Consider the following 25792-nt stretch of genomic DNA (forward strand, 5'->3'; position numbering starts at 1 on the left):
GGAGAGCGAGGGAACCACGTTGCGCCGCGCCGTCTGTCCGGGGTCGTTCGACCCCATCACCAACGGACATCTCGACATCATCGGACGAGCCTCGAAGCTGTACGACGTCGTGCACGTCGCCGTGATGATCAACCAGTCCAAGAAGGGGCTGTTCACGGTCGACGAGCGGATGGAGCTGATCCGCGAGGTCACCGCCGACTTCGGCAACGTCGAGGTCGAGTCCTTCCACGGCCTGCTGGTCGACTTCTGCAAGCAGCGCGACATCCCGGCGATCGTGAAGGGCCTGCGGGCCGTGAGCGACTTCGACTACGAGCTGCAGATGGCCCAGATGAACAACGGGCTCTCGGGGGTCGAGACGCTCTTCGTGCCGACGAACCCGACCTACAGCTTCCTGTCGTCCTCGCTGGTCAAGGAGGTCGCCACCTGGGGCGGCGACGTGTCGCACCTGCTGCCGCCACCGGTCCACGCGGCCCTCGCGGAGCGTCTCGGCCAGAAGTGATGTGCTGACCGTCCGTCACCAGGTGTCGGACGGGAGGCGACTGGCCTTACAGTCGTCCCGTCCGTCTCCAACAGCAGCAGAGAGTGGCGAGCACACGGTGGACGTGCAGAAGAAGCTCGACGAGATCGTCGAAACGGTCGGGAACGCCCGCTCCATGCCCATGTCGGCGTCCTGCGTGGTCAACCGCGCCGAGCTGCTCGCGATGCTCGAGGAGGTCCGGGAGGCCCTGCCCGGCTCGCTCGCCCACGCCGAGGAGCTCATCGGCGGCCGTGAGCAGCTCGTCGAGCAGGCCCGGCAGGAGGCCGAGCGGATCGTGGAGTCCGCCCGGGCCCAGCGCGGCTCGCTGATCTCCGACACCGAGATCGCCCGGCGGTCCCAGGCGGAGGCCGAGCGGATCCTGTCCGAGGCCCGCAGGGAGGCCGACGAGGTCCGCGGCGAGGCCGACGAGTACGTCGACAGCAAGCTCGCCAACTTCGAGGTCGTCCTCACCAAGACCATCGGCTCCGTCGACCGCGGCCGGGAGAAGCTTCTGGGCCGCAGCGAGGGGCTCGACGCGCAGGGCTACGAGGACCCGGACTTCGCCGAGGCGCCCGAGCGCAGCGCGGACCCCGAGACGCTCAGGCGTCGCGCGGACGACTACGTCGACACCAAGCTCGGTGCCTTCGAGGCCGTCCTGGCCAAGACCCTGGAAGCCGTCGGCCGCGGCCGGCAGAAGCTGCACGGCCGGGTGGCCACGGACGACCTGGGCGCGCACATGGCGGCCCAGGACGCCGCGGGCGGGCACCTGCGCACCAGCGACGAGGACCACTGGGCGGGGCTGGCCGAGATCTCCACCCCGGAGCCCCAGCAGCCCCTGTACGCGGAGCCCGCGCAGCCGGACTACGTGCCGGTGGCGGACTACCAGGACCCCGCGCGGGCAGGTTTCCCGGTGCAGGCCCAGCCGGATTTCCCGGCGCAGGTCCAGCCCGAGCCGCAGTACGCGCAGACGTACGCCTACCAGGACCAGCCGCTGCAGGCCGACCCGTACGCCGGCTACCAGCAGCAGCCGGACCCCTACGCCGGCTACCAGCAGCAGGGCTACGACCCGAACCAGCCGCAGCAGCAGGAGTACGGCTGGCAGCAGCAGGCCCAGGTGCCCGCGCAGCAGGGCGAGAGTGCGCTCGACGAGACCAGCCTGTTCGACACCAGCATGATCGATCTGGAACAGCTCCGCCGGTACGAACAGGAGCGCTGAGCGGGGGCTGCCGGAGGGCGGCCGGACCGGATTGGGAGCTGGGCGTCACGTCCAGTATCCTGGATCCTCGGTCGCGCGTATGTCCGCGATCCCGGCTGCCCGCTTTCCCTTCGGATCGAGGGCGGTCGCTCCGGAAGCCGCACATTGCACATGATTTTCGAAAGCAGGAAAAGCCCTGAACGGTCACCTCGACCACCGCAACCCCCTCGTGTTCGATACGCGCGAGCTGGGTCGGCGTCCCGGTGCCCTCAAGCGGCTCACCCGCTCGGTGGAAGCACCCAAGGATCTCGGTATCGACGGGGTCATCGGCGTGCCGGAGAAGGCGCCCCTGGTGCTGGACCTCCGCCTCGAATCGGTCATGGAAGGGGTGCTTGTCACAGGCACCGCCCGTGCAACGGCCGAGGGGGAGTGCGTAAGGTGTCTGGAGCCGCTGCGCCTTGAGGTCGAGGCGGACTTCCAGGAAATGTTCTCGTACCCTGACGCCGATGACCGGAACCGCAGCAGGACCGCGGATCCGGTCGACGACGCCGAGGACGACGAGGACAGGTTCTTCCTCGAGGACGGCTTGTTCGACCTCGAGTCTGTGCTGCGTGACGCGGTGGTGCTCGCACTGCCGCTGCAGCCGGTGTGCAAGGAGACCTGTGCCGGTCTGTGTTCCGAATGCGGAATCAGGCTGGACGAGAACCCGGGCCACCACCACGACGCCGTCGACATTCGTTGGGCGGCACTGCAAGGACTCGCCGATACCGTTCAGGACGGCGAGAAGGACAACATGGGCGGCGCCGAAGCTGGCGTCGACGAGAAGCAGGAGAAGTAGCCGTGGCTGTTCCGAAGCGGAAGATGTCGCGCAGCAACACGCGCCACCGCCGGTCGCAGTGGAAGGCTGCGGTCCCCACCCTGGTTTCGTGCGAGCGTTGCCAGGAGCCGAAGCTCCAGCACATTGCGTGCCCGAGCTGCGGCACCTACAACAAGCGCCAGGTCCTCGAGGTCTGAGCGGCTGGTGAGAGGCACGATGTCTGAGTTGTCCAGCGCCAAGAAGCAGGCAGACAACGTCAACACGGCCTCGTCCCACACGCTTCTGGAAGGGCGGCTCGGGTATCACCTCGAGTCCGCCCTTCTGGTGCGTGCGCTGACCCATCGTTCGTACGCATATGAGAACGGCGGTCTGCCCACCAACGAGCGGCTCGAATTCCTCGGGGATTCGGTGCTCGGCCTGGTGGTCACGGACACGCTGTACCGCACCCACCCCGACCTGCCCGAAGGCCAGCTGGCCAAGTTGCGGGCCGCGGTGGTCAACTCACGTGCACTTGCGGAAGTGGGCCGCGGCCTAGAACTCGGCTCCTTCATCCGGCTCGGCCGCGGTGAAGAGGGTACGGGTGGCCGGGACAAGGCTTCCATCCTCGCCGACACCCTTGAAGCGGTGATCGGCGCCGTCTATCTCGACCAGGGCCTCGGTGTGGCCTCGGAGCTGGTGCACCGGCTCTTCGACCCACTGATCGACAGGTCCTCGAACCTCGGTGCCGGCCTGGACTGGAAGACCAGTCTCCAGGAGCTCACCGCGAGCGAGAGCCTCGGAGTCCCCGAGTACCTCGTCACGGAGACCGGTCCGGATCACGAGAAGACCTTCACTGCTGCCGCTCGCGTCGGTGGTGTCTCGTACGGCACCGGCACCGGCCGTAGCAAGAAGGAAGCGGAGCAGCAGGCGGCGGAATCCGCCTGGCGCGAGATCAGCGCCGCCGCGGAAGCGCGGGAGGCCGTGGCGAAAGCCGCTGTCGACGGAGGGGCCGCCGACACCCCTGCCGACCCGTCGCCGAACACGGACGCAGCTCCTGCCTGAACCACCCGAGAGCCCCCCGGTGCCGTGTGCACCGGGGGGCTCTCGTTGTCTTCCCCCGTGCCGAAGGAGTCACCGTGCCCGAACTGCCCGAGGTCGAAGTCGTCCGGAGGGGCCTGGAGCGCTGGGTCGCCGGCCGTACGGTCGACGACGTCGAGGTCCTGCACCCGCGTGCGGTCCGGCGTCACCTCGCGGGCGGCGTGGACTTCGCGGCCCGGCTGCGCGGCCTGCGCTTCGGCACGGCGATGCGCCGCGGCAAGTACCTCTGGGTGCCGTTGGACGAGGCCGTGCCGTCGGACGACGCCGGGTCCTCACTGCTGGGGCACCTCGGCATGAGCGGTCAGTTGCTCGTGCAGCCCGCCAAGACCCCCGACGAGAAGCACCTGCGCGTCAGGATCCGTTTCGACGACGCCCTCGGCACCGAGCTGCGCTTCGTCGACCAGCGCACCTTCGGCGGGCTGTCGCTCCACGACAACACCCCCGACGGGCTGCCCGACGTCATCGCGCACATCGCCCGCGACCCCCTCGACCCGGCCTTCGACGACGCCGCGTTCCACACGGCGCTGCGCCTGCGACGTACGACGGTCAAGCGAGCCCTGCTCGACCAGTCGCTGATCAGCGGCGTCGGCAACATCTACGCGGACGAGGCGCTCTGGCGCAGCAGACTGCACTACGAGCGGCCGACGGCGACGCTGACCCGGCCGAGGACGGCGGAGCTGCTCGGCCACATCCGGGACGTGATGCGCGAGGCCCTCGACCAGGGCGGTACCAGTTTCGACAGCCTGTACGTCAATGTGAACGGCGAGTCCGGCTACTTCGACCGGTCGCTCGACGCGTACGGCCGGGAGGACGAACCCTGCCGCCGCTGCGGGACACCGATGCGCCGGAGGCCGTGGATGAACCGGTCCAGCTACTTCTGCCCGCGCTGCCAGCGTCCACCGCGCACGGGCTGACCCGCCCGGACGGGACGGGCTCAGGCTTCGCGGGCCCCGTCGTACCGTCCGCGGGCGTCCAGCACCTCGGGCATCCGGCCCTCCACCAGCTGGATGAGCCCAGCCAGCCGACCCGCGACCTCGTGGCCCAGGGGCGTCAGCTCGTAGTCGACGCGCGGCGGATTGGTGGGCTGGGCCTCACGGTGCACCAGACCGTCGCGCTCCAGCGCGTGCAGCGTCTGGGAGAGCATCTTCTCGCTGACCCCGTCGACACGGCGGCGCAGCTCGTTGAAGCGGAGCCTGTTCCCGTGCAACGCCCCCAGGGTCAGGCCGCCCCAACGGCCGGTGATGTGCTCCAGCGTCTCCCGGGAGGGGCACTGCCGGGAGAAGGCGTCGAAGGACGGGGTACCGCCCTCGCGCTCCGTCGCTGCCTCACTCATGCCCGCCAGCTTACGCCCGCGCAGCGCTTACCCGAGGTGAGCGCTGCGCGGGCGTAAGCCGGTTGTCGGCGGGACGTACCAACGTGCCCGCAGCGTCCTGTCGATCTTTGTGCGTCTGGGGAGCCACGATGCCCCACGTGGCCACCCGACTCCAACGCCACCGGGACGAAGCTGCGGCTGGCCCGCCTGGACGCAGCCCGCGAACTGGCCGGACTGCGAGGCCGGACACCGGATGGAACACCTTCTGACCGTCACCGGCGACATCCGGCTGGGCGACTGCGGCGGTGTCTACTTCTTCCACTGCCGCCGGTGCCGCGGCCTCCCGTGGGACTGGCGCTTCGACTACTGGCACTGACAGCGACGGCCGGGGAGGCCGACAGGGCCTGCGGAGGCGTGCGGGCTTGTCAGAAGCCGAAGTCCTGCGTCCACCAGGGGCCGCCCGAACCGTTGTGCACACCCACGCCGAGCGTCGTGTAGTCGCAGTTGAGAATGTTTGCACGGTGGCCGTCGCTGTTCATCCACGCGTCCATGACCGCCTGCGCGTCGGCCTGGCCGCGGGCTATGTTCTCCCCGCCGAGACCCTCGACGCCGGCCTTCGCGGCGCGGTCCCAGGGGGTCGCCCCGTCCGGGTCCGTGTGGTCGAAGAAGCCGCGGGCGGCCATGTCCTCGCTGAAGGCCTGGGCGAGCGCGGTCAACGAGGCCCGGGCGGTGACCGGGCTGCAGCCGACCTTGGCGCGCTCCTGGTTGACCAGGGCGAGCACCTCCGCCTGCACGGACGTGTCGGCCGGGGCCTCGGTCGTACGGCTCGGCGAGGGGGAAGCGGTCCTCGGAGCGGCCGGGGCCTTCGTGGCCGGGGCTGAGCTCTTCTGTGACGCGGTCGGAGCCTTGGTCGGCGCCGGGGCCTTCGTCTTCTTCTTCTCGGCCGGCTTCGAAGCGGTGACCGAGGGCTTCTTGCTCGGAGTGGCGGAGGCGGACTTCGAGGGCGCCGCGGAACGCTCGCCACCCCGGGTGGCCTGCGCGGACGCGGAGGCCGATGCCCGGTCGGTCGGCTCGGTGGAGGAGCCGCCCTGGGTCAGCAGGTCGGGGGCGCCGCCGGCGCGGACCTGGTCGGCGGAGGTGCCGCCGCTGACGCTGTAGGTGTCGCCGCCCGGCAGCAGACCCGATGCGACGGCGACCGCACCTACGGCCACTGCCGCGGACACACCGAGAAGACCCGTGCGCAGGGGCGCTCCGGCCCGCTTCTTCCGGCGGGCACCACGGTGCCCGCCTGCCACGCCCGCCGTCTGCTCAGCTGCGGGGGCTGCGCCTGCGCGTCGATGGCGTCCCATGCGCGTGCCTTCCTCGTGCTCGGCGGCGCCGCTGCGACGTCACCGTGTTCACCGTCTGTCTCACCCGTTCGGGTGAGGCTATTTCGACGGGACTGTACGCCATGACGTAATGGGCCGACGTGCTCCTCGGGCAATTGGCCGGTTAGCGTTCGAGCATGAACGAAGACGCACGACTCGTCGTATGGGTACGCGGCCGAGTACAGCAAGTAGGCTTCCGCTGGTTCACCAGGGCAAATGCTTTGGAGATCGGAGGCCTCACCGGCTTCGCCCTCAATCTCGACGACGGGCGGGTGCAGGTTGTCGCCGAGGGGCCACGTGAGAATTGCCACCGTCTGCTCGACTGGCTCGCATCCGACGACACACCCGGCCGCGTGGACGGCGTGACTGAGATCTGGGACACCCCGCGCGGTGTTTATGAGGGATTCGCGATCCGTTGAGACCGGCCCGCAAAAGGAGGCCCGGATCCGCTCCGTATCCGGGGCGCCGCGAGGGGTGACGGAGAACGCCCGGAAGGCCGCGCACCCGAAATGACCTGCGAAAGTACCCGGCGGCGGGGCATGGTTGCCAAGAGGCGGATGTCATGCCAGGCTGCGGCATTGACGAAGATCTCCACGCCCTTCGGGACCCCGCAGATGAGTCGCGCCGCATGATCGTCCGGCCGCGCGCCCCCGGGACACCCGGCTACACGGCGTGTGATCGTGTTGACCGTCAAACTTTTTGGTGAGACGCTGAAAACCCCGCGCACCTTAGCTGTTTGGCAGAGTTGGTTGCAGCAGAACCGCAGTGATGACAGAGCGCTGCCGAGCACCGCGGGTGCGATTCCCTCACGACCCACACCGCATCGGTCGGTCACTCAGTGTGGAGGACCATCCTCATGGCAAAGGCGCTTCTCGGTTACGTCGGCGGTTCCGACCCGCGACTCCTCGCCGAGATGCGACGGCTCCAGCAGCGCGTCCAGGACCTGGAATCCGAGCTCGTACGGATCCAGGACGAGAACGACGCGCTCAATGCCGCCGCCCAGCACCAAGAGTCGCTGCTCGACAGCATCGACATCGACGTACCTCAGGCGGAGCCCGCGCTGACCTGACCCATCGCCCCGCCGGGGCCGGTCGGGCTGCTCGTGCCAGCCGCTTGAGATCACCACTGGAATGTCTTCGTCACGGATCGCTGTCCTGGAACGCACCGCAGTCCTCGAAAGCCGTGGACTGCTCGTGATCCGGTCCGTCCGCGATCCGTCACGCAGGACTGTGTGAGATTCAACTGTGCGAGATCAAAAGGGACGCTTCGGCGTCCCTTCTTTCTTTCCCCGGTCCGCCCCCGATGTATCGCTCTTCGCTTACCGTCTGATGTGCCCTGCACCTTCATCAGCGAAACCGAGAGTGAAAGGTAGAGTCCGGCGGCGTGCACCTCAAGGCCCTGACCCTGCGTGGTTTCAAATCATTCGCCTCCGCCACGACCCTGCGGTTCGAACCGGGGATCACCTGCGTCGTCGGGCCCAATGGGTCCGGTAAATCCAATGTGGTGGACGCGCTCTCCTGGGTCATGGGGGAGCAGGGGGCCAAAAGCCTGCGCGGCGGCAAGATGGAAGACGTGATCTTCGCCGGCACCACCGGAAGGCCACCGCTCGGCCGGGCGGAAGTGTCGCTGACCATCGACAATTCCGACGGTGCGCTGCCCATCGAGTACGCCGAGGTGACGATCACCCGGATCATGTTCCGCAACGGTGGCAGCGAATACCAGATCAATGGCGACACCTGCCGGCTGCTCGACATCCAGGAACTCCTCTCGGACTCCGGTATCGGCCGCGAGATGCACGTCATCGTCGGGCAGGGCCGGCTGGACTCCGTACTGCACGCCGATCCGATGGGGCGCCGCGCCTTCATCGAGGAGGCGGCGGGTGTGCTCAAGCACCGTAAGCGCAAGGAGAAGGCGCTGCGGAAGCTGGAGGCGATGGGCGCCAACCTCGCCCGCGTCCAGGACCTGACCGACGAACTCCGGCGCCAGCTCAAGCCCCTGGGCCGGCAGGCGGCCGTGGCCCGCCGGGCCGCCGTCATCCAGGCCGACCTGCGGGACGCCCGGCTGCGGCTGCTCGCCGACGACCTGGTGAGCCTCAGGGAGGCGCTGCGCAGCGAGATCGCCGACGAAGCGGCCCTCAAGCAGCGCCGGGAGGCCGCGGAGGCCGCCCTCAGGACGGCGCTCGCCCGCGAGGCCGACCTGGAGGACGAGGTACGGCGGCTGGCGCCGAGGCTGCAGCGCGCCCAGCAGACCTGGTACGAACTCTCGCAGCTGGCCGAGCGCGTGCGGGGCACGATCTCGCTCGCCGACGCCCGGGTCAAGAGCGCCACCGCCGCCCCGGAGGAGGAGCGGCGCGGGCGGGACCCCGAGGACATGGAGCGCGAGGCAGCCAGGATCCGTGAGCAGGAGGCGGAGCTGGAGGCCGCGCTGGAGGCCGCGGAACACGCGCTGGAGGACACGACCGCGCACCGGGCCGAGCTGGAAAGGGAGTTGGCCGCCGAGGAACGCAGGCTCAAGGACGCCGCCCGTGCCATCGCCGACCGGCGCGAAGGGCTCGCCCGGCTGAACGGGCAGGTCAACGCCGCCCGCAGCCGCGCCGGTTCGGCGCAGGCCGAGATCGACCGGCTGGCCGCCTCCCGCGACGAGGCACGGGAGCGCGCCGTCGCCGCGCAGGAGGAGTACGAGCAGTTGAAGGCCGAGGTCGACGGACTGGACGCGGGCGACGCGGAGCTGGCGGAGCGGCACGACACGGCCAAGCGGGAGCTCGCCGAGGCGGAGTCGGCGCTCGGCGCCGCACGGGAGGCGGCCACCGCCGCGGAACGGAAGCGCGCCGCGGTCGCCGCCCGCCACGAGGCGCTCTCCCTGGGGCTGCGCCGCAAGGACGGCACCGGAGTCCTGCTCGGCGCGGGGGACCGGCTGCCGGGACTGCTCGGGCCGGCCGCCGAGCTGCTCACCGTGGCTTCCGGGTACGAGGTCGCGGTGGCGGCCGCGCTCGGCGCCGCCGCCGACGCGATCGCCGTACGGGACCCGGCCACGGCGGCCGACGCGATCCGGCTGCTGCGCAAGCAGGACGCGGGCCGTGCGGCACTGCTGCCGGCGGGTACGGGTGCCGGGCAGGTACCGGGGCAGGCCGACGGGCCGGATCCCGCGCCGGCCCTGGGCCAGGTGCCCGTGCAGGGGCCGGGGGCCCCGCAGCACGGCACCACGGGCGAAGAGGTGCGGCTGCGGCAACCGGTTCCGGCCGTGGCCGGCCCGGGCGTCGCCGCCGAGGGGCAGGACGCACCCGCTCCGGCCGTCGCCGCGGCGGGACCGGACGCGCCCGCCGTCTCCTCCCTGGTGCGGGGCCCCGCCGAACTGATGGGGGCCGTACGGCTGCTGGTCCGCGACATGGTCGTCGTCGGCACCCTGGCGGACGCCGAGGACCTGGTCGCCGCCCATCCCGGGCTGACCGCCGTGACCGGCGAGGGCGACGTGCTGAGCGCGCACTTCGCGCACGGCGGATCCGCCGGGGCGCCCAGCCTGCTGGAGGTGCAGGCCTCGGTCGACGAGGCCGCCGCCGAGCTGGCCGAGCTCGTCGTGCGGTGCGAGGAGCTCGCGGGGGCCCAGCGGCTCGCCGCCGGACGGCGCCAGGAGGGGGCCGCCCGTGTGGAGGAGCTGGGGGACCGGCGCAGGGCTGCCGAGCGGGAGAAGTCCGGGGTGGCCCAGCAGCTCGGCCGGCTGGCCGGGCAGGCCAGGGGCGCCGCCGGGGAGGCCGAGCGGACGACCGCCTCGGCGGCCAGGGCCCAGGAGGCGCTGGAGCGGGCGACCGAGGAGGCGGAGGAGCTCGCGGAACGCCTGCTGGTCGCGGAGGAGACCCCGGTCGAGGAGGAACCCGACACCTCCGTACGGGACAGGCTCGCCGCCGACGGTGCCAACGCGCGCCAGACCGAGATGGAGGCCCGCCTCCAGGTCCGTACCCACGAGGAACGGGTGAAGGGACTCGCCGGGCGGGCCGACGCCCTCGACCGCGGGGCCCGCGCCGAGCGTGAGGCCCGCACCCGCGCCGAGCAGCGCCGCGCCCGGCTGCGCCACGAGGCGGCCGTGGCCGCCGCCGTGGCGTCCGGCGCCCGTCAGCTGCTCGCCCACGTAGAGGTCTCCGTCGTACGGGCCGGGGAGGAACGGGCCACGGCCGAGGCCGCGAAGGCGGAACGCGAACGCGAGCTGGCAGCCGAGCGCGGCCGGGGCCGCGACCTCAAGAACGAGCTCGACCGGCTGACCGACTCGGTGCACCGCGGCGAGGTGCTCGGCGCCGAGAAGCGGCTGCGCGTGGAGCAGCTGGAGACGAAGGCGCTGGAGGAGTTCGGTGTGGAGCCGGCCGGGCTGGCCGCCGAGTACGGGCCCGGCCAGCTGGTCCCACCGTCCCCGGCCGCCGACGGCGAGGAGCTTCCGGAGGACCCGGAGCACCCGCGCAACCAGCCGAAGCCGTTCGTCAGGGCGGAGCAGGAGAAGCGGCTCAAGGCGGCCGAACGGGCGTATCAGCAACTCGGGAAGGTGAATCCGCTCGCCCTCGAGGAGTTCTCGGCGCTGGAGGAGCGGCACAAGTTCCTCTCCGAGCAGCTCGAAGACCTGAAGAAGACACGGGCCGACCTGATGCAGGTGATCAAGGAGGTCGACGAACGGGTCGAGCAGGTGTTCACCGAGGCGTTCCGGGACACCGCCCGCGAGTTCGAAGGCGTCTTCTCACGTCTCTTCCCCGGCGGGGAGGGCCGGCTCGTCCTCACCGATCCGGACAACATGCTGACGACCGGACTGGATGTCGAGGCCAGGCCGCCGGGCAAGAAGGTCAAGCGGCTCTCGCTGCTGTCGGGAGGCGAGAGATCCCTTACGGCCGTTGCCCTTCTGGTCTCCATCTTCAAGGCCAGGCCGAGTCCCTTCTACGTCATGGACGAGGTCGAGGCGGCGCTCGACGACACCAATCTGCAGCGTCTGATCCGGCTGATGGAGGAGCTCCAGGAGAGCTCCCAGCTCATCGTGATCACGCATCAGAAGAGGACGATGGAGGTCGCCGACGCGCTGTACGGCGTCTCCATGCAGGGTGACGGGGTCTCCAAGGTGATCAGCCAGCGCCTGCGCTGACGGCCTGCCGTGCCGGGTGAGGTGTGGTCACTCACCCTTCACCAAATCTTCAATACCTGAACATACCTTTTGTGGGTTCCTGGGTACTTGTCTGCTCGTTCCGAGTTCACCCAAGTCTTGACTTCGAAACTTGAACGCATAACCTCAGCAAAGTTGTTTTTACCTTCAAGTGGTGGTCAGCCGTAAGTTGTGCGCCACTGGGAGGGCTCACCCCCCACGCCTGACGTTGCGGCCAGGCACCAGGAGTTTCATGTGACCAGCACACCGCGCGGACCGGAGCCCGGAGCCCGGGAGGCCCACCCGGACCATCTCGGCCATGTCATCTTCATCACGGCGGCCGCGGCCATGGGCGGCTTCCTCTTCGGCTACGACAGTTCCGTGATCAACGGTGCCGTCGAGGCGATCCGTGACCGGTACGACATCGGCTCGGGAACACTGGCCCAGGTCATCGCCATCGCCCTGATCGGCTGTGCGATCGGGGCGGCCACGGCGGGACGCATCGCCGACCGCATCGGCCGCATCCGCTGTATGCAGATCTCCTCGGTGCTGTTCACCGTCAGCGCTGTCGGATCCGCGCTGCCGTTCGCCCTGTGGGACCTCGCCATGTGGCGCATCATCGGCGGCTTCGCGATCGGCATGGCCTCGGTCATCGGCCCGGCCTACATCGCCGAGGTCTCGCCGCCCGCCTACCGCGGCCGCCTGGGCTCCTTCCAGCAGGCCGCCATCGTCATCGGCATCGCGATCTCGCAGCTGGTCAACTACGGCATCCTGCAGATCGCCGACGGCGACCAGCGCGGCGAGATCGGCGGCTTCGAGGCCTGGCAGTGGATGCTGGGCGTCATGGTCGTGCCCGCCATCCTCTACGGTCTGCTGTCGTTCGCGATCCCCGAGTCGCCGCGCTTCCTCATCTCCGTGGGCAAGAAGGACCGGGCCCGGAAGATCCTGGAAGAGGTCGAGGGCAAGAACGTCGACCTCGACGCGCGGGTCGACGAGATCGAAACGGCCATGCACCGCGAGCACAAGTCGAAGTTCAGCGACCTGCTCGGAAGCCGCTTCGGCTTCCTGCCGATCGTCTGGGTCGGCATCGGCCTGTCCGTGTTCCAGCAACTCGTCGGCATCAACGTCGCCTTCTACTACTCCGCGACGCTGTGGCAGTCCGTCGGCATCGACCCGACCGACTCGTTCTTCTACTCCTTCACCACGTCGATCATCAACATCATCGGCACGGTGATCGCCATGATCCTCGTGGACCGGGTGGGCCGCCGGCCGCTCGCGCTCATCGGTTCGGTCGGTATGGCCGTGGCGCTGGCCTTCGAGGCGTGGGCCTTCTCCGCGGACCTGGTGGACGGCAAACTCCCGACCACGCAGGGCACGGTGGCCCTGATCGCCGCCCACGTCTTCGTCCTCTTCTTCGCACTGTCGTGGGGTGTCGTCGTCTGGGTCTTCCTCGGCGAGATGTTCCCGAACCGCATCCGTGCGGCAGCCCTCGGCGTCGCCGCCTCGGCGCAGTGGATCGCCAACTGGGCGATCACCGCGAGCTTCCCGAGCCTGTCCGACTGGAACCTGTCGGGTACCTACATCATCTACACATGCTTCGCCGTGCTCTCGATCCCCTTCGTGCTCAAGTTCGTGAAGGAGACCAAGGGCAAGGCGCTGGAGGAGATGGGCTGATCCCCGCTGCCCCTCTCCTCGGAACCGGGCACTGCCCCGGTCCGGCCCATGCCGGACCGGGGCAGTGCTGTACCGGGGTGTACGCGCCGGCAGGTTGTACCGCGTCGGCAGGGCGTACCGCGTCGGCAGGTTGTGTCGGCGGTGCGGCGCCGGACCGTACATGCGGTGGTCTGCCCGCCGTCACCTCAGAAGGCCACGGGCTCGCCGCCCGTGCGGTCGGCCGGGCGCGGCAGCAGCGCGTACACGCCCGCCGCGACGACCATCGTCGCGGCCCAGCCCAGCCCGCTCCGCCCGATCCAGGTGGTGGCCAGCGGCCCGGTGAACCACTCGACCCCGGTGAACAGCAGCCCCACCACGAGGGCCGTCGCCCAGGCGGTCATGGCCTGCCAGCAGTAGCCGGACGCGTACCAGTAGGCGCTGCGGGGCGTGGTGTCCATGAGCGCCGCGGAGTCGTACGTCCGCCCACGCAGCAGATCCACGCCGAACACCCCGATCCAGGCGGAGAACGTCACGCCGAGCAGCGTCAGGAACGAGACGAACGTGTCGATGAAGCTGGTCGCCACCAGCATCAGCAGTCCGCCGAGCAGCAGGCTGATCGTGGCGTTGACGCCCACCGCCCAGGCGCGGGGGATGGCGAAGCCGAGCGTCTGCGCGGTGAATCCGGCTGAGTACATCGACATCGCGTTGATCAGCACCATGCCGACGACGGCGATGAGCAGGTACGGCACGGCGATCCACACCGGCAGCAGCGCGCCGATGAAGGACACCGGATCCTTCGTGACGGCCAGGTCCGGTGTGCCCACCGCCATCACCGCGCCCATCATGACCATCGGCAGCACCGTGACGAGCGCTCCGCCCACGGTCGCGGCGACCATCGCCCGGCCGGACGCGGAACGCGGCAGATAGCGGGCGAAGTCCGGGGCGGAAGGAACCCAGCTGATGCCCCCGGCGGCCAGCGTCCCGATTCCCGCGATCGTCATCGCCACCGTGCCCGCGGGCCGGTCCAGGACCGCCCGCCACTGCGTCGAGCCGATCAGGTGCATGAGTACGAGAAGGCTGGCGCCCCCGAAGAGGTAGGCGGAGACCGGACAGCACACCCGCAGTGCCCTGATGCCGAGCCCCGAGACCAGGAAGCTGCAGGCGACGAAGGAGGTGAGGGTCACCAGCATCAGCGTGCTCGTGCTCCGGACATCGAACAGCAGGTTGAGCACCGCCAGCAGGGCGTAGGAGCCGGTGACCGCGTTGACCGACTCCCAGCCCCAGCGGGCCACCCACAGCAGGGCTCCGGGGAAGAGGTTGCCGCGCTGTCCGAAAGCCGCCCGGGAGAGGGCCATGCCCGGGGCGCCGCCCCGCTTCCCGGCGACCGAGACGAGGCCGACCAGACCGAAGGACAGCACGGGTGCCGTGGCCGCGACGGCCAGCACCTGCCAGAAGTTCAGCCCGTCGAAGACGGTGAGTCCCGCACCCACCGTGAGCAGCAGCACCGTCGTGTTGGCCGCCACCCAGGTGAAGAAGAGAGTGCGGACCCGGCCGGTGCGCTCGGTTTCGGGGACGGGATCCAGGCCTCGGTTCTCCACGGGCAGTAGCGTACCTTTACCACCAAAAGGCGCATAACACCCTTCCGTCCGGTCGGACGGAACCCGGGAACCGCGCCCGGACGACGGCCGTGGCCGATACTGGACAGGTTATGGAAATCGTCATCCTTGCTGTCATCATCGCCCTGGTCGCGGTCGGCCTGATCAGCGGGCTCGTGGTCAGCAGCCGCAAGAAGAAGCAGCTGCCGCCCTCGGCGCCGTCGAGCACGCCGACCATCACTCCTCCCGCCGAACCCCACGCCGGTGAGGAAGCCGAGGCGCCGCGCGACGAAGCGCGGCGCACCATCGAGGAGGTCGGTCCCCCCGGCGACGGGACTCCGGTCGGGGAAGCCCCCGTGGTCATCGAGCCGGAGATCCCCGCGCTCGAGGTCCCCGAGCCCACCGCGGGCCGTCTGGTACGGCTCCGCGCGCGGCTCGCCCGCTCGCAGAACTCGTTGGGCAAGGGGCTGCTCACGCTCCTGTCGCGCGACAACCTCGACGAGGACACCTGGGAGGAGATCGAGGACACGCTCCTCACCGCCGACGTCGGCGTCGCCCCCACCCAGGAGCTGGTGGAGCGGCTCCGTGAGCGGGTCCGTGTCCTCGGCACCCGTACCCCCGAAGGGCTGCGCGCGCTGCTGCGCGAGGAGCTCGTCGCCCTGCTCGGCCCCGACCTCGACCGTGCGGTCAGGACGGAGGGAGGCGCCGAGACGCCCGGCGTCGTGATGGTCGTCGGGGTCAACGGCACCGGCAAGACGACCACGACGGGCAAGCTCGCCCGGGTGCTCGTCGCCGACGGCCGCAGCGTCGTGCTCGGCGCGGCGGACACCTTCCGTGCCGCGGCCGCCGACCAGCTCCAGACCTGGGGCGAGCGCGTCGGCGCCCGGACGGTCCGCGGGCCCGAGGGCGGAGACCCGGCGTCGATCGCCTTCGACGCCGTGAAGGAGGGCATCGCCGAGGGCGCCGACGTGGTGCTCATCGACACCGCCGGCCGTCTGCACACCAAGACGGGCCTCATGGACGAGCTCGGCAAGGTCAAGCGGGTCGTCGAGAAGCACGGGCCGCTCGACGAGATCCTTCTCGTCCTGGACTCCACGACCGGGCAGAACGGACTCGTCCAGGCACGGGTGTTCGCCGAGGTCGTCGACATCACCGGCATCGTCCTCACCAAGCTGGACGGCACCGCCAAGGGCGGCATCGTGATCGCCGTCCAGCGCGAGCTGGGCGTACCGGTGAAGCTCATCGGCCTTGGTGAAGGGCCGGACGACCTGGCACCGTTCGAGCCGGAGGCCTTCGTCGACGCGCTGATCGGCGACTGACCGCGGACACTCCCGCGTACGACGGAAGGGCGGTGGACCCGAGGAGGGTCCACCGCCCTTCCGGCATCACGAGCGGTGGCATATGTACGCCAGGGTGCCGAGCAGCAGCCGTGCCTGCGGAGGAGTCACCGCCGTGTCCGGGACCGGCGGGCGCAGCCAGCGGACCGGGCCGAGCCCGCCGAGGTCGGAGGGGGGAGCGGTGATGTACGCGCCCGGGCCGAACGCCCGCAGATCCAGGTCCGCGTCGTCCCAGCCCATCCGGTAGAGCAGCCCGGGCAGACCGTTCGCGGCCCCGGGAGCGACGAAGAACTGCGTCCGGCCGGTCGGCGTCACCGTCACCGGCCCCAGCGGCAGTCCCATCCGCTCCATCCGGACCAGGGCGTTCCGGCCGGCGGCCTCCGCGACGTCGAGCACGTCGAAGGTACGGCCCACCGGAAGCAGCATCGAGGCTCCCGGCACCTCCGCCCAGGCGTCCGCGGCGACGTCGAGGGCGGCGCCCGCCGGTACCTCACGGGCGAAGTCCAACGGATGGGCGCCGGGGGCGAGGCAGCGGGCGTCGCCGCACGAACAGACTCCGGCCGAGGCCCGCACACCCGGTGCCACCGCCCAGCCCCACAGCCCCGTGTACTCCGCCACAGCGGTCGCCCCGGCCGCCGCACGGCCGCGCCGCCGCGAGCCGGGACGCATCTCGCGGATGCCGCCGATCGTGAAGCCCATGCCCCCTCCAACGGGTCCGACTCACCGGTGGTTACGACCTGGAGGCACTGAACGTCCTCCGTCGTCACCGCGGACCCTGCGGCACGCGGAGCGGGCCTCAAGGGGTACGCGACTCTGCCGCGCGCCCCCGAATGCTTCACACGCTTACCTCTGATCGCGGCATGTCAAGTGAATCGCGGACCGTGCCGAGCGGGTTCATCCGAAGGGGTGGCGAATGGTGGCGTTTCACCAATCGCCCTCGCCGGGGCGGTGATCGTAGGATTACCGTCGGTACCCGAACCCTGCAATTGCATGCGCCGACGGGTATGCCCCAGGCAACCCGTTTCTCTGTTCGACGGCGCGCAACGTCCGTACGGGCAGCGTCGATGCACGGCATTCTGATAGAGGTTCGCGCGACAGGTTTCAGCGGGATGGGGGCGTTCCAGTGAGTGGCAGCGGCGCAGGCGAGACGAATGCCGGGAAGCGCCCCAACGGGCAATTGGGATCGTGGTTCGTGCGCAGCGGCTGGTCCAAGGGCGAGCTCGCACGCCAGGTGAACCGGCGGGCACGCCAGATGGGCGCGCACCACGTCAGCACCGACACCTCCCGGGTGCGACGCTGGCTCGACGGCGAACAGCCCCGCGAGCCGATCCCGCGCATCCTCTCCGAGCTCTTCTCCGAACGCTTCGGCGCGGTCGTCGCCGTGGAGGACCTCGGGCTGCGCGCCGCCCACCAGTCGCCTTCGGTGGCCGGGGTGGACCTGCCCTGGGCAGGCCCGCAGACCGTCGCGCTGCTCAGCGAGTTCTCCCGCAGCGACCTCATGCTGGCCCGGCGGGGCTTCCTCGGCAGCTCCCTCGCCCTGGCCGCGGGCCCCACCCTCATCGAGCCGATGCAGCGCTGGCTGGTGCCCGTCGCCCCGTCGGGGCAGCCCGAGCCGGCGCAGATGTCCACGGAGAGCCGCCCCTCGCGGCTCTCCCGGCCCGAGCTGGACCTGCTGGAGTCCACCACGGCGATGTTCCGCCAGTGGGACGCGCAGTGCGGCGGCGGACTGCGCCGCAAGGCCGTCGTCGGCCAACTCCACGAGGTCACCGACCTGTTGCAGGAGCCCCAGCCCGCGGAGACCGCCCGGCGCCTGTTCCGGTGCGCGGCCGAACTGGCCGAACTGGCGGGCTGGATGAGCTACGACGTGGGTCTCCAGCCCACCGCCCAGAAGTACTTCGTGCTCGCCCTGCACGCCTCCAAGGAGGCCGGTGACAAGCCACTGGGTTCGTACATCCTGTCCAGCATGAGCCGCCAGATGATTCACCTCGGACGGCCCGACGACGCACTCGAACTCATCCATCTCGCCCAGTACGGCAGCCGGGACTGCGCCACCGCGCGCACCCAGGCCATGCTGTATGCGATGGAGGCGCGCGCGTACGCCAACATGGGCCAGCCCAGCAAGTGCAAACGAGCGGTACGGATGGCCGAGGACACCTTCGCCGACGCCGTGCTCGACGGCGAGCCCGAGCCCGACTGGATCCGCTTCTTCTCCGACGCCGAACTGCACGGGGAGAACGCCCACTCCTACCGTGACCTGGCCTATGTCGCCGGCCGCAGCCCCACGTACGCCTCGCTCGCCGAGCCCGCCATGTCCCGCGCCGTCGAGCTCTTCAGCGACGACGACGAGCACCAGAGGTCCTACGCGCTCAATCTGATCGGCATGGCGACCGTCCATCTCCTCAAGCGCGAGCCCGAGGAGTCGACCGTGCCGGCCACCGAGGCCCTGAGGGTCGCCAGGAAGGTCAGGTCGGAGCGCGTCAACACCCGGCTCCGCAAGACCGTCGACACCGCTGCCAGGGACTTCGGTGACGTACCCGCGGTCGCGCGGCTCACCGACCTGCTCACCGAACAGCTCCCGGAGACCGCCGAAGCGGTCTGACCGGCACTCCTGCCACCGGCCACGACAGCCATCCCGTACAGCCCGACTCGGCTCCCCCGTTGCCAGGTCAGCGGGTGGCCGCCGTGGCCGGTTCACGCTTTCGGGGTCCCCGCGGCACCGTATGCGGCGCAGGCAGCATGGTAGGCAGCACAACGGCTCCGACACTCGCGATTCATTCGGACGTAACACATCGCGCCCCTTCGTCACTGCGGTGAAACATCGTGCGGCATTCGTGGAAACCGTGCTGCGCGAATCTCATGGCGCATAACCGGCCCGCACCTTTTCACCGTGGTCCCGCACCCCCGCACGTGGCCGCACCGACGACGAGGAGACGCCGATGCCCCCAGGCATCACGACGCTTGCCGCAGACGCCCCGACGCTGTCTGCCGCCAATACCGGGTTCATGCTCATCTGCTCCGCGATGGTGATGCTGATGACCCCGGGCCTGGCCTTCTTCTACGGAGGCATGGTCCGCGTCAAGAGCACCCTGAACATGCTGATGATGAGCTTCATCAGCCTCGGGATCGTCACGGTCCTGTGGGTTCTCTACGGATTCAGTCTCACCTTCGGCACCGACGTCGGCTCAGTCATCGGCTGGAGCTCGGACTTCGTCGGCCTCAGCGGAATCGGCGTCACGGAGCTCTGGGACGGCTACACCATCCCGATCTACGTCTTCTCCGTCTTCCAGCTGATGTTCGCCGTGCTCACCCCGGCCCTCATCAGCGGTGCCCTCGCCGACCGGGTCAAGTTCACCTCCTGGGCGCTGTTCGTCGCGCTGTGGGTCACCGTCGTCTACTTCCCGGTCGCGCACTGGGTCTGGGGCGCCGGCGGCTGGCTCTTCGAGCTGGGTGTCATCGACTTCGCCGGTGGTACGGCCGTCCACATCAACGCGGGTGCCGCGGCGCTCGGCGTGATCCTGGTCATCGGCAAGCGGGTCGGCTTCAAGAAGGACCCGATGCGGCCGCACAGCCTGCCGCTCGTCATGCTCGGCGCCGCGCTCCTGTGGTTCGGCTGGTTCGGCTTCAACGCCGGCTCGTGGCTCGGCAACGACGACGGTGTCGGCGCGGTCATGTTCGTCAACACCCAGGTCGCCACCGGTGCGGCAGTCCTGGGCTGGCTCGCCTACGAGAAGATCCGCCACGGCTCCTTCACCACCCTGGGTGCGGCGTCCGGCGCCGTCGCCGGTCTCGTCGCCATCACCCCCGCAGGCGGTGCGGTCAGCCCGCTGGGCGCCATCGCGATCGGTGTCATCGCCGGTGTCCTGTGCGCCATGGCCGTCGGCCTCAAGTACAAGCTCGGTTACGACGACTCCCTGGACGTCGTCGGCGTCCACCTCGTCGGCGGCGTCATCGGCTCCCTCCTCGTCGGCTTCTTCGCCACCGGCGGAGTGCAGTCCGACGCCAAGGGCCTCTTCTACGGCGGCGGCCTCGACCAGCTCGGCAAGCAGGCCGTCGGAGTGTTCGCGGTCCTCGCGTACTCTCTGGTCGTCTCCGCGGTCCTCGCCTTCATCCTGGACAAGACGATCGGGATGCGCGTCTCCGAGGACGACGAGATCTCGGGCATCGACCAGGTCGAACACGCCGAGACCGCGTACGACTTCAGCGGCGCCGGCGGCGGCGCGGCCACGCGCACCGCACCTCCGGCGCCCGGCGCCACGGCAGCCCCGACGAACAAGAAGGTGGACGCATGAAGCTCATCACCGCAGTCGTGAAGCCACACAGGCTGGACGAGATCAAGGAGGCCCTCCAGGCCTTCGGCGTCCAGGGCCTGACGGTCACGGAAGCCAGCGGTTACGGGCGGCAGCGCGGACACACCGAGGTCTACCGGGGCGCCGAGTACACCGTCGACCTCGTACCGAAGATCCGCATCGAGGTCCTCGTCGAGGACGAGGACGCCGAACAGCTCATCGACGTGGTGGTCAAGGCCGCCCGTACGGGCAAGATCGGTGACGGCAAGGTCTGGAGCGTCCCGGTCGAGACCGCGATCCGCGTACGGACCGGCGAACGCGGCCCGGACGCACTCTGACCGACGGTTCCAGTGAACGGAAAGGCAGCTGGGTGACGAGCACCGAAGTGACCACCGAATCCGAGGACTCGGGACCCAGCGGCTACGCGGCGGCCCGGCTGCGCCTTCTCCAGGAGAAGACGCAGTCCGGGCCGCCGCGCCGTGCGGCCCTCGCCCGCCTCACCGACGACTGGCTGACCGCGCTGTTCACCACGGCCGCCGAGGAGTCGGGCGTCCGGGGCGCGGCCCTCGTCGCCGTCGGCGGGTACGGCCGTGGCGAACTCTCCCCGCGCAGCGACCTCGACCTCCTGCTCCTGCACGACGGCAGCGCCGGCGCCGCGGCGATCGCGGCACTCGCCGACCGCGTCTGGTACCCCGTCTGGGACCTCGGGCTGGCCCTCGACCACTCCGTACGCACCCCCGGCGAAGCACGCTCGACCGCGAGGGAGGACCTCAAGGTCCAGCTCGGACTGCTCGACGCGCGCCCCGTCGCCGGAGACCTCGGCCTGGTCGCGGGACTGCGCACCACGATCCTCGCGGACTGGCGCAACCAGGCCCCCGAACGCCTCCCCGCCCTCGACGAACTCTGCCGGGAACGGGCCGAACGCATGGGTGAGCTCCAGTTCCTCCTGGAGCCCGACCTGAAGGAGGCCCGCGGCGGTCTCCGCGATGCCACCGCCCTGCGCGCCGTCGCCGCCTCCTGGGTCGCGGACGCCCCCCGCGAAGGACTCGCCGAAGCCCGCCGCACCCTCCTCGACGCACGCGACGCCCTCCACCTCACCACCGGCCGGGCCACCGACCGCCTCGCCCTCCAGGAACAGGACCAGGTCGCCGGAGCCCTCGGCCTCCTCGACTCCGACGCCCTGCTGCGGCAGGTGTACGAGGCCGCCAGGACGGTCTCGTACGCCACCGACGTCACCTGGCGCGAGGTCAACCGCGTCCTGCGCGCGCGCTCCGTACGCCCCCGGCTGCGGGCGATCCTCGGCGGCGGCGCCAAGGCCGCCCCGGAACGCACCCCGCTCGCCGAGGGCGTCGTCGAGGCGGACGGCGAAGTCGTCCTCGCACGCACCGCACGCCCCGAGAAGGACGCCGTCCTCACCCTCAGGGCCGCCGCCGCGGCGGCCGAGGCCGGACTGCCGCTCTCCCGCCACCTCGTACGCCACCTCAGGACCGCCGCCCAGCCCCTGCCCGTGCCGTGGCCCCCGGAGGCCCGCGAGGAGCTCGTCACCCTGCTCGGTGCCGGCGAACCCACCGTCGGCGTCTGGGAGGCACTGGAAGCGGAAGGCATCATCACCCGGCTCCTGCCCGACTGGGAGCGGGTGCACTGCAGGCCGCAGCGCAACCCCGTCCACACCTGGACCGTCGACCGCCACCTCGTCGAGACGGCCGTGCGCGCCGCCTCCCTGACCCGCCGCGTCGGCCGCCCCGACCTCCTCCTGGTCTCGGCCCTGCTCCACGACATCGGCAAGGGCTGGCCCGGGGACCACTCCGTCGCCGGTGAGGTCATCGCCCGCGACATGGCCGCCCGCATCGGCTTCGACAAGCAGGACGTCGGGGTCGTCGCCACCGTCGTACGCCACCACCTCCTGCTCATCGAGACCGCCACCCGGCGTGACCTGGACGACCCCGCGACCGTGCGGTCCGTCGCCGACGCCGTGGGCAGCGCCTCCACGCTGGAACTCCTGCACGCCCTCACCGAGGCCGACGCGCTGGCCACCGGCCCCGCCGCGTGGAGCTCCTGGCGCGCCTCACTCGTCACGGACCTGGTCAAACGCGTCGCCGCGCTCCTCGCCGGCGAGGAGCCCGCCGAACCGGAACCGCTCGCGCCCAGCGCCGAGCAGGAGCGCCTCGCCGTCGAGGCGCTCCGCACCGGCGAGCCCGTCCTCTCCCTGCACACCCACCCCGAAGCCGTCCCCGAGGACGGCGAACCGGAACCCGTCGGCGTCGAACTCCTCATCGCGCTGCCGGACCGCCCCGGGGTGCTGCCCGCGGCGGCCGGAGTCCTCGCGCTGCACCGCCTCACCGTCCGCGCAGCCGATCTGCGCTCCGTCGAGCTCCCCACCGAGCTGGGCGACCCGGCCGACCTGCTGGTGCTCAGCTGGCGGGTCGCCGCCGAGTACGGATCCCTCCCGCAGGCCGCCAGGCTCCGCGCCGACCTCGTACGCGCCCTGGACGGCTCCCTGGACATCCGGGCCCGCCTCGCCGAACGTGAGGCCGCCTATCCGAGGCGGCGCGGGGTCAAGGCGCCGCCGCCCAGGGTCACCGTCGCGGCGGCGGGCTCGCGGCTCGCCACGGTGATCGAGGTACGAGCCCAGGACGCCCCCGGTCTGCTGCACCGGATCGGCCGGGCGCTGGAACAGACCGCCGTACGGGTCCGCAGCGCCCATGTGTCGACGCTGGGCGCCAACGCGGTGGACGCCTTCTACGTCACGGACGCGGACGGCGCCCCGCTGGCCAGGGAACGGGCGACGGAGGTGGCCAGGGAGGTGGAGAAGGCGCTGGGGTGACCCCGGCACTGGCTCTTTTCGTCATGCGTGACGGAGGCCGGTACCTGGCCGTTCGTCACGAGAAATGGGCGAGGTCTTTGCGTTCGGCGGGGTCCGGATACCCTGGAGGGCGATTGACCTGCCACCCACCCCCGACCCTGAGGACCGACGAGCGCCGTGTTCGATACTCTCTCCGACCGCCTTGCCGCGACTTTCAAGAACCTCAGGGGCAAGGGCCGCTTGTCCGAGGCGGACATCGACGCCACGGCTCGCGAGATCCGTATCGCCCTGCTCGAGGCCGACGTCGCCCTGCCCGTCGTCCGGTCCTTCATCGCCAACGTCAAGGAACGGGCGCGGGGGGTCGAGGTCTCCCAGTCGCTGAATCCGGCGCAGCAGATGATCAAGATCGTCAACGAGGAGCTCGTCGGCATCCTCGGTGGCGAGACCCGGCGGCTCCGGTTCGCCAAGACCGCGCCGACCGTGATCATGCTCGCGGGTCTGCAGGGTGCCGGTAAGACGACCCTCGCCGGAAAGCTCGGTCTCTGGCTCAAGAGCCAGGGCCACTCCCCGCTGCTCGTCGCCTGTGACCTCCAGCGCCCCAACGCCGTCAACCAGCTGAGCGTCGTCGCCGACCGCGCAGGTGTCGCGGTGTACGCGCCGGAGCCCGGCAACGGCGTCGGTGACCCGGTCAAGGTCGCCAAGGACTCCATCGAGTTCGCCAGGACCAAGATCCACGACATCGTCATCGTCGACACCGCCGGCCGCCTCGGCATCGACCAGGAGCTGATGCGGCAGGCCGCGGACATCCGCGACGCCGTCAGCCCCGACGAGATCCTCTTCGTCGTCGACGCGATGATCGGCCAGGACGCGGTCAACACCGCCGAGGCCTTCCGTGACGGCGTCGGCTTCGACGGCGTGGTGCTCTCCAAGCTCGACGGTGACGCCCGCGGTGGTGCCGCCCTGTCGATCGCCCACGTCACGGGCAAGCAGATCATGTTCGCGTCGAACGGTGAGAAGCTCGAGGACTTCGACGCCTTCCACCCCGACCGCATGGCGTCCCGCATCCTCGACATGGGCGACCTGCTCACCCTGATCGAGCAGGCGGAGAAGACCTTCAGTCAGGAAGAGGCCGCCAAAATGGCCTCCAAGCTGGCGTCGAGCAAGGGCAAGGACTTCACGCTCGACGACTTCCTGGCACAGATGGAGCAGGTCCGGAAGATGGGTTCCATCTCCAAGCTGCTCGGGATGCTGCCCGGCATGGGGCAGATCAAGGACCAGATCAGCAACATCGACGAGCGGGACGTGGACCGCACGGCCGCGATCATCAAGTCGATGACCCCGCACGAGCGCGCCGAGCCCACGGTGATCAACGGCTCGCGCCGGGCCCGCATCGCCAAGGGTTCGGGTGTCGAGGTCTCCGCCGTGAAGAACCTCGTCGAGCGGTTCTTCGAGGCCCGCAAGATGATGTCGAAGATGGCCCAGGGCGGCGGGATGCCCGGGATGCCCGGCATGCCGGGCATGGGTGGCGGCCCCGGCCGTCAGAAGAAGCAGGTCAAGCAGGCCAAGGGCAAGCGCAAGAGCGGCAACCCGATGAAGCGGAAGGCCGAGGAGCAGGCCGCGGCCGCCCGTCGCGAGCAGGCGGCGGCGCAGGGCGGCGCCTTCGGGCTGCCGGCCCAGGAGGACAAGAACTTCGAACTGCCGGACGAGTTCAAGAAGTTCATGGGCTGACCGGCCTGCCACGGACACGGAAGGGGCGCCCCGCTCGGCGGGGCGCCCCTTCGTCGTGCCGTACGGCCCCGTCAGGCCACGCACACCAGATAGCGGAAGACGTTCGGCATCCAGACCGTGCCGTCGGGCCGCACGTGCGGATGCAGCGCCTCGGCGACCTCCTTCTCCACCTGCGAACGGTCCGTCGCCCGGATCGCCGCGTCGAACAGTCCGGTCGACAGCAGACCGCGCACCGCGCTGTCCATGTCCGCGTAACCGAACGGGCAGGAGACCCGGCCCGAGCCGTCCGGCTTCAGCCCGGCCCGCGCCGCCACCTCCTCCAGGTCGTCCCGCAACGCCGGGCGCCAGCCGCTCCCGGAGCGCGCGGTACGCGACGACTCGGCGAGGCGGGCCGCCACCCGGAGCACCGGTGCGGTGGCGCAGCGCTCCGGCGGTCCCCAGCCGGTCAGCACCACGGTGGCCCCTCGCGCGGCCAGCGGGACTGCGGAGCTGAGAGCGGGCGCGAGCCCCTCGGAGTCACCGTCCGCGCAGCCGATCGGATTGAACGCGGTGAGCAGGTTGTACGGCGCGTCCCCGGCCGGAGCCGCCGCCGACGGGACGCCGTCCACGAGCCTCGCCCGCGACGGCGGGGCCGCTCCGGCCGGATCCTGCCCCGGACCGGACACGAGGCGCTCGCGCGCCAGGGCGAGCCGTTCACGGTCGGTGTCGCAGCCGGTGACGCGCGCCCCGCGGGACGCCGCGATCAGCAGCGCCAGCCCGGAACCGCAGCCGATGGAGAGCATCCGGGTGCCGGCTCCGACTTCGAGCCGTTCGAACACCGCTTCGTAGAGCGGTGCCAGCATGCGCTCCTGGATCTCGGCCCAGTCACGGGCACGGGTACCGGCGTCCACCGTGGCGGACGAGTCCGCATACCTGTGGTGCCGGACGAGCGTTGGTGTCATGGAATGCGCCCCAATCCGCCGAGAGGTCGGTCGTGCCCGAGTGAGGTCCCCCATG

The 25792-nt window shown here is 70.5% G+C and carries 22 protein-coding genes; 17 read left to right on the forward strand and 5 right to left on the reverse strand.

The features are described from left to right. The first annotated feature begins 19 nt into the window (after positions 1–19). From coaD to mutM, 6 genes are all read left to right on the forward strand, one after another. Entirely contained in the window at positions 20–499 is a 480-nt protein-coding gene (gene coaD / locus OG524_RS26400; protein ID WP_405812504.1) for a pantetheine-phosphate adenylyltransferase, read from the forward strand. Positions 500–596: 97 nt separating this feature from the next. Continuing rightward, positions 597–1733 carry a cell division initiation protein gene (locus tag OG524_RS26405; RefSeq protein WP_405388376.1) on the forward strand — a complete coding sequence of 379 codons (1137 nt, stop codon included), beginning with the start codon at positions 597–599 and terminating at the stop codon, positions 1731–1733. A 208-nt stretch (positions 1734–1941) separates the two neighbouring features. After that, positions 1942–2550: a YceD family protein gene (locus tag OG524_RS26410; RefSeq protein WP_405811781.1), complete on the forward strand. Its 609-nt coding sequence runs from the start codon at positions 1942–1944 to the stop codon at positions 2548–2550. Positions 2551–2552: 2 nt separating this feature from the next. Beyond that, complete coding sequence (gene rpmF / locus OG524_RS26415) at positions 2553–2726, forward strand: 50S ribosomal protein L32 (protein WP_003965982.1); 174 nt, start codon at positions 2553–2555, stop codon at positions 2724–2726. A 19-nt stretch (positions 2727–2745) separates the two neighbouring features. Further along, positions 2746–3570: a ribonuclease III gene (gene rnc, locus OG524_RS26420; protein ID WP_405388374.1), complete on the forward strand. Its 825-nt coding sequence runs from the start codon at positions 2746–2748 to the stop codon at positions 3568–3570. 74 nt (positions 3571–3644) lie between these two features. Next, complete coding sequence (gene mutM, locus OG524_RS26425) at positions 3645–4520, forward strand: bifunctional DNA-formamidopyrimidine glycosylase/DNA-(apurinic or apyrimidinic site) lyase (protein ID WP_405811782.1); 876 nt, start codon at positions 3645–3647, stop codon at positions 4518–4520. A gap of 20 nt (positions 4521–4540) precedes the next feature. On the opposite strand, the gene OG524_RS26430 is transcribed toward mutM, so the two are convergent. Next, positions 4541–4939: a winged helix-turn-helix transcriptional regulator gene (locus OG524_RS26430; protein WP_405388372.1), complete on the reverse strand. Its 399-nt coding sequence runs from the start codon at positions 4937–4939 to the stop codon at positions 4541–4543. 232 nt (positions 4940–5171) lie between these two features. On the opposite strand from OG524_RS26430, the gene OG524_RS26435 reads away from it, so the two are divergent. Continuing rightward, positions 5172–5294 (forward strand): hypothetical protein, encoded by a 123-nt coding sequence (locus tag OG524_RS26435; protein WP_405388371.1) that lies wholly within the window; start codon positions 5172–5174, stop codon positions 5292–5294. A 49-nt stretch (positions 5295–5343) separates the two neighbouring features. Here OG524_RS26435 and OG524_RS26440 read toward each other — a convergent pair whose 3' ends face one another. Beyond that, positions 5344–6267, reverse strand: a complete 924-nt coding sequence (locus OG524_RS26440; RefSeq protein ID WP_405388370.1) for a CAP domain-containing protein — start codon at positions 6265–6267, stop codon at positions 5344–5346. 155 nt (positions 6268–6422) lie between these two features. Between OG524_RS26440 and OG524_RS26445 the strand changes: the two genes are divergently transcribed. From OG524_RS26445 to OG524_RS26460, 4 genes are all read left to right on the forward strand, one after another. Next, positions 6423–6704: an acylphosphatase gene (locus tag OG524_RS26445; protein ID WP_405388369.1), complete on the forward strand. Its 282-nt coding sequence runs from the start codon at positions 6423–6425 to the stop codon at positions 6702–6704. A gap of 437 nt (positions 6705–7141) precedes the next feature. Further along, complete coding sequence (locus OG524_RS26450; RefSeq protein ID WP_018551753.1) at positions 7142–7354, forward strand: hypothetical protein; 213 nt, start codon at positions 7142–7144, stop codon at positions 7352–7354. Positions 7355–7668: 314 nt separating this feature from the next. Beyond that, complete coding sequence (locus OG524_RS26455) at positions 7669–11397, forward strand: AAA family ATPase (RefSeq protein WP_405811783.1); 3729 nt, start codon at positions 7669–7671, stop codon at positions 11395–11397. A 252-nt stretch (positions 11398–11649) separates the two neighbouring features. Then, positions 11650–13068, forward strand: coding sequence for a sugar porter family MFS transporter (locus tag OG524_RS26460; protein ID WP_405388367.1), 1419 nt, complete (start codon positions 11650–11652; stop codon positions 13066–13068). A gap of 185 nt (positions 13069–13253) precedes the next feature. Here the strand turns inward: OG524_RS26460 and OG524_RS26465 are convergent, their stop codons facing one another. Further along, entirely contained in the window at positions 13254–14645 is a 1392-nt protein-coding gene (locus OG524_RS26465; RefSeq protein ID WP_405388366.1) for a purine-cytosine permease family protein, read from the reverse strand. Between the two features lie 110 nt (positions 14646–14755). On the opposite strand from OG524_RS26465, the gene ftsY reads away from it, so the two are divergent. Next, the gene (gene ftsY, locus OG524_RS26470; RefSeq protein WP_405811784.1) at positions 14756–15961 is read left to right on the forward strand and encodes a signal recognition particle-docking protein FtsY; all 1206 of its coding nucleotides are present in this window, start codon (positions 14756–14758) and stop codon (positions 15959–15961) included. 66 nt (positions 15962–16027) lie between these two features. On the opposite strand, the gene OG524_RS26475 is transcribed toward ftsY, so the two are convergent. After that, positions 16028–16678 carry a bifunctional DNA primase/polymerase gene (locus OG524_RS26475; RefSeq protein WP_405811785.1) on the reverse strand — a complete coding sequence of 217 codons (651 nt, stop codon included), beginning with the start codon at positions 16676–16678 and terminating at the stop codon, positions 16028–16030. A 424-nt stretch (positions 16679–17102) separates the two neighbouring features. On the opposite strand from OG524_RS26475, the gene OG524_RS26480 reads away from it, so the two are divergent. The 5 genes from OG524_RS26480 to ffh all read left to right on the forward strand — a co-directional run bounded on the left by OG524_RS26480 (position 17103) and on the right by ffh (position 24796). After that, complete coding sequence (locus OG524_RS26480) at positions 17103–18578, forward strand: hypothetical protein (RefSeq protein ID WP_405811786.1); 1476 nt, start codon at positions 17103–17105, stop codon at positions 18576–18578. A gap of 337 nt (positions 18579–18915) precedes the next feature. Next, positions 18916–20268 carry an ammonium transporter gene (locus tag OG524_RS26485; RefSeq protein WP_405388362.1) on the forward strand — a complete coding sequence of 451 codons (1353 nt, stop codon included), beginning with the start codon at positions 18916–18918 and terminating at the stop codon, positions 20266–20268. Further along, positions 20265–20603, forward strand: a complete 339-nt coding sequence (locus OG524_RS26490) for a P-II family nitrogen regulator (RefSeq protein ID WP_014048583.1) — start codon at positions 20265–20267, stop codon at positions 20601–20603. The genes OG524_RS26485 and OG524_RS26490 overlap by 4 nt, the downstream gene beginning before the upstream one ends. Positions 20604–20635: 32 nt before the next feature. Beyond that, positions 20636–23089 (forward strand): [protein-PII] uridylyltransferase, encoded by a 2454-nt coding sequence (locus OG524_RS26495; protein ID WP_405811787.1) that lies wholly within the window; start codon positions 20636–20638, stop codon positions 23087–23089. A 156-nt stretch (positions 23090–23245) separates the two neighbouring features. Further along, a complete protein-coding gene (gene ffh / locus OG524_RS26500) occupies positions 23246–24796 on the forward strand; it encodes a signal recognition particle protein (RefSeq protein WP_405388360.1) in 1551 nt (516 codons plus the stop codon). 71 nt (positions 24797–24867) lie between these two features. Here the strand turns inward: ffh and OG524_RS26505 are convergent, their stop codons facing one another. Beyond that, entirely contained in the window at positions 24868–25737 is an 870-nt protein-coding gene (locus OG524_RS26505; RefSeq protein ID WP_405811788.1) for a methyltransferase domain-containing protein, read from the reverse strand. Positions 25738–25792 lie beyond the last annotated feature (55 nt).

Origin of the sequence: Streptomyces sp. NBC_01520 (assembly GCF_045040375.1) — a bacterium.
Lineage (GTDB): Bacteria > Actinomycetota > Actinomycetes > Streptomycetales > Streptomycetaceae > Streptomyces.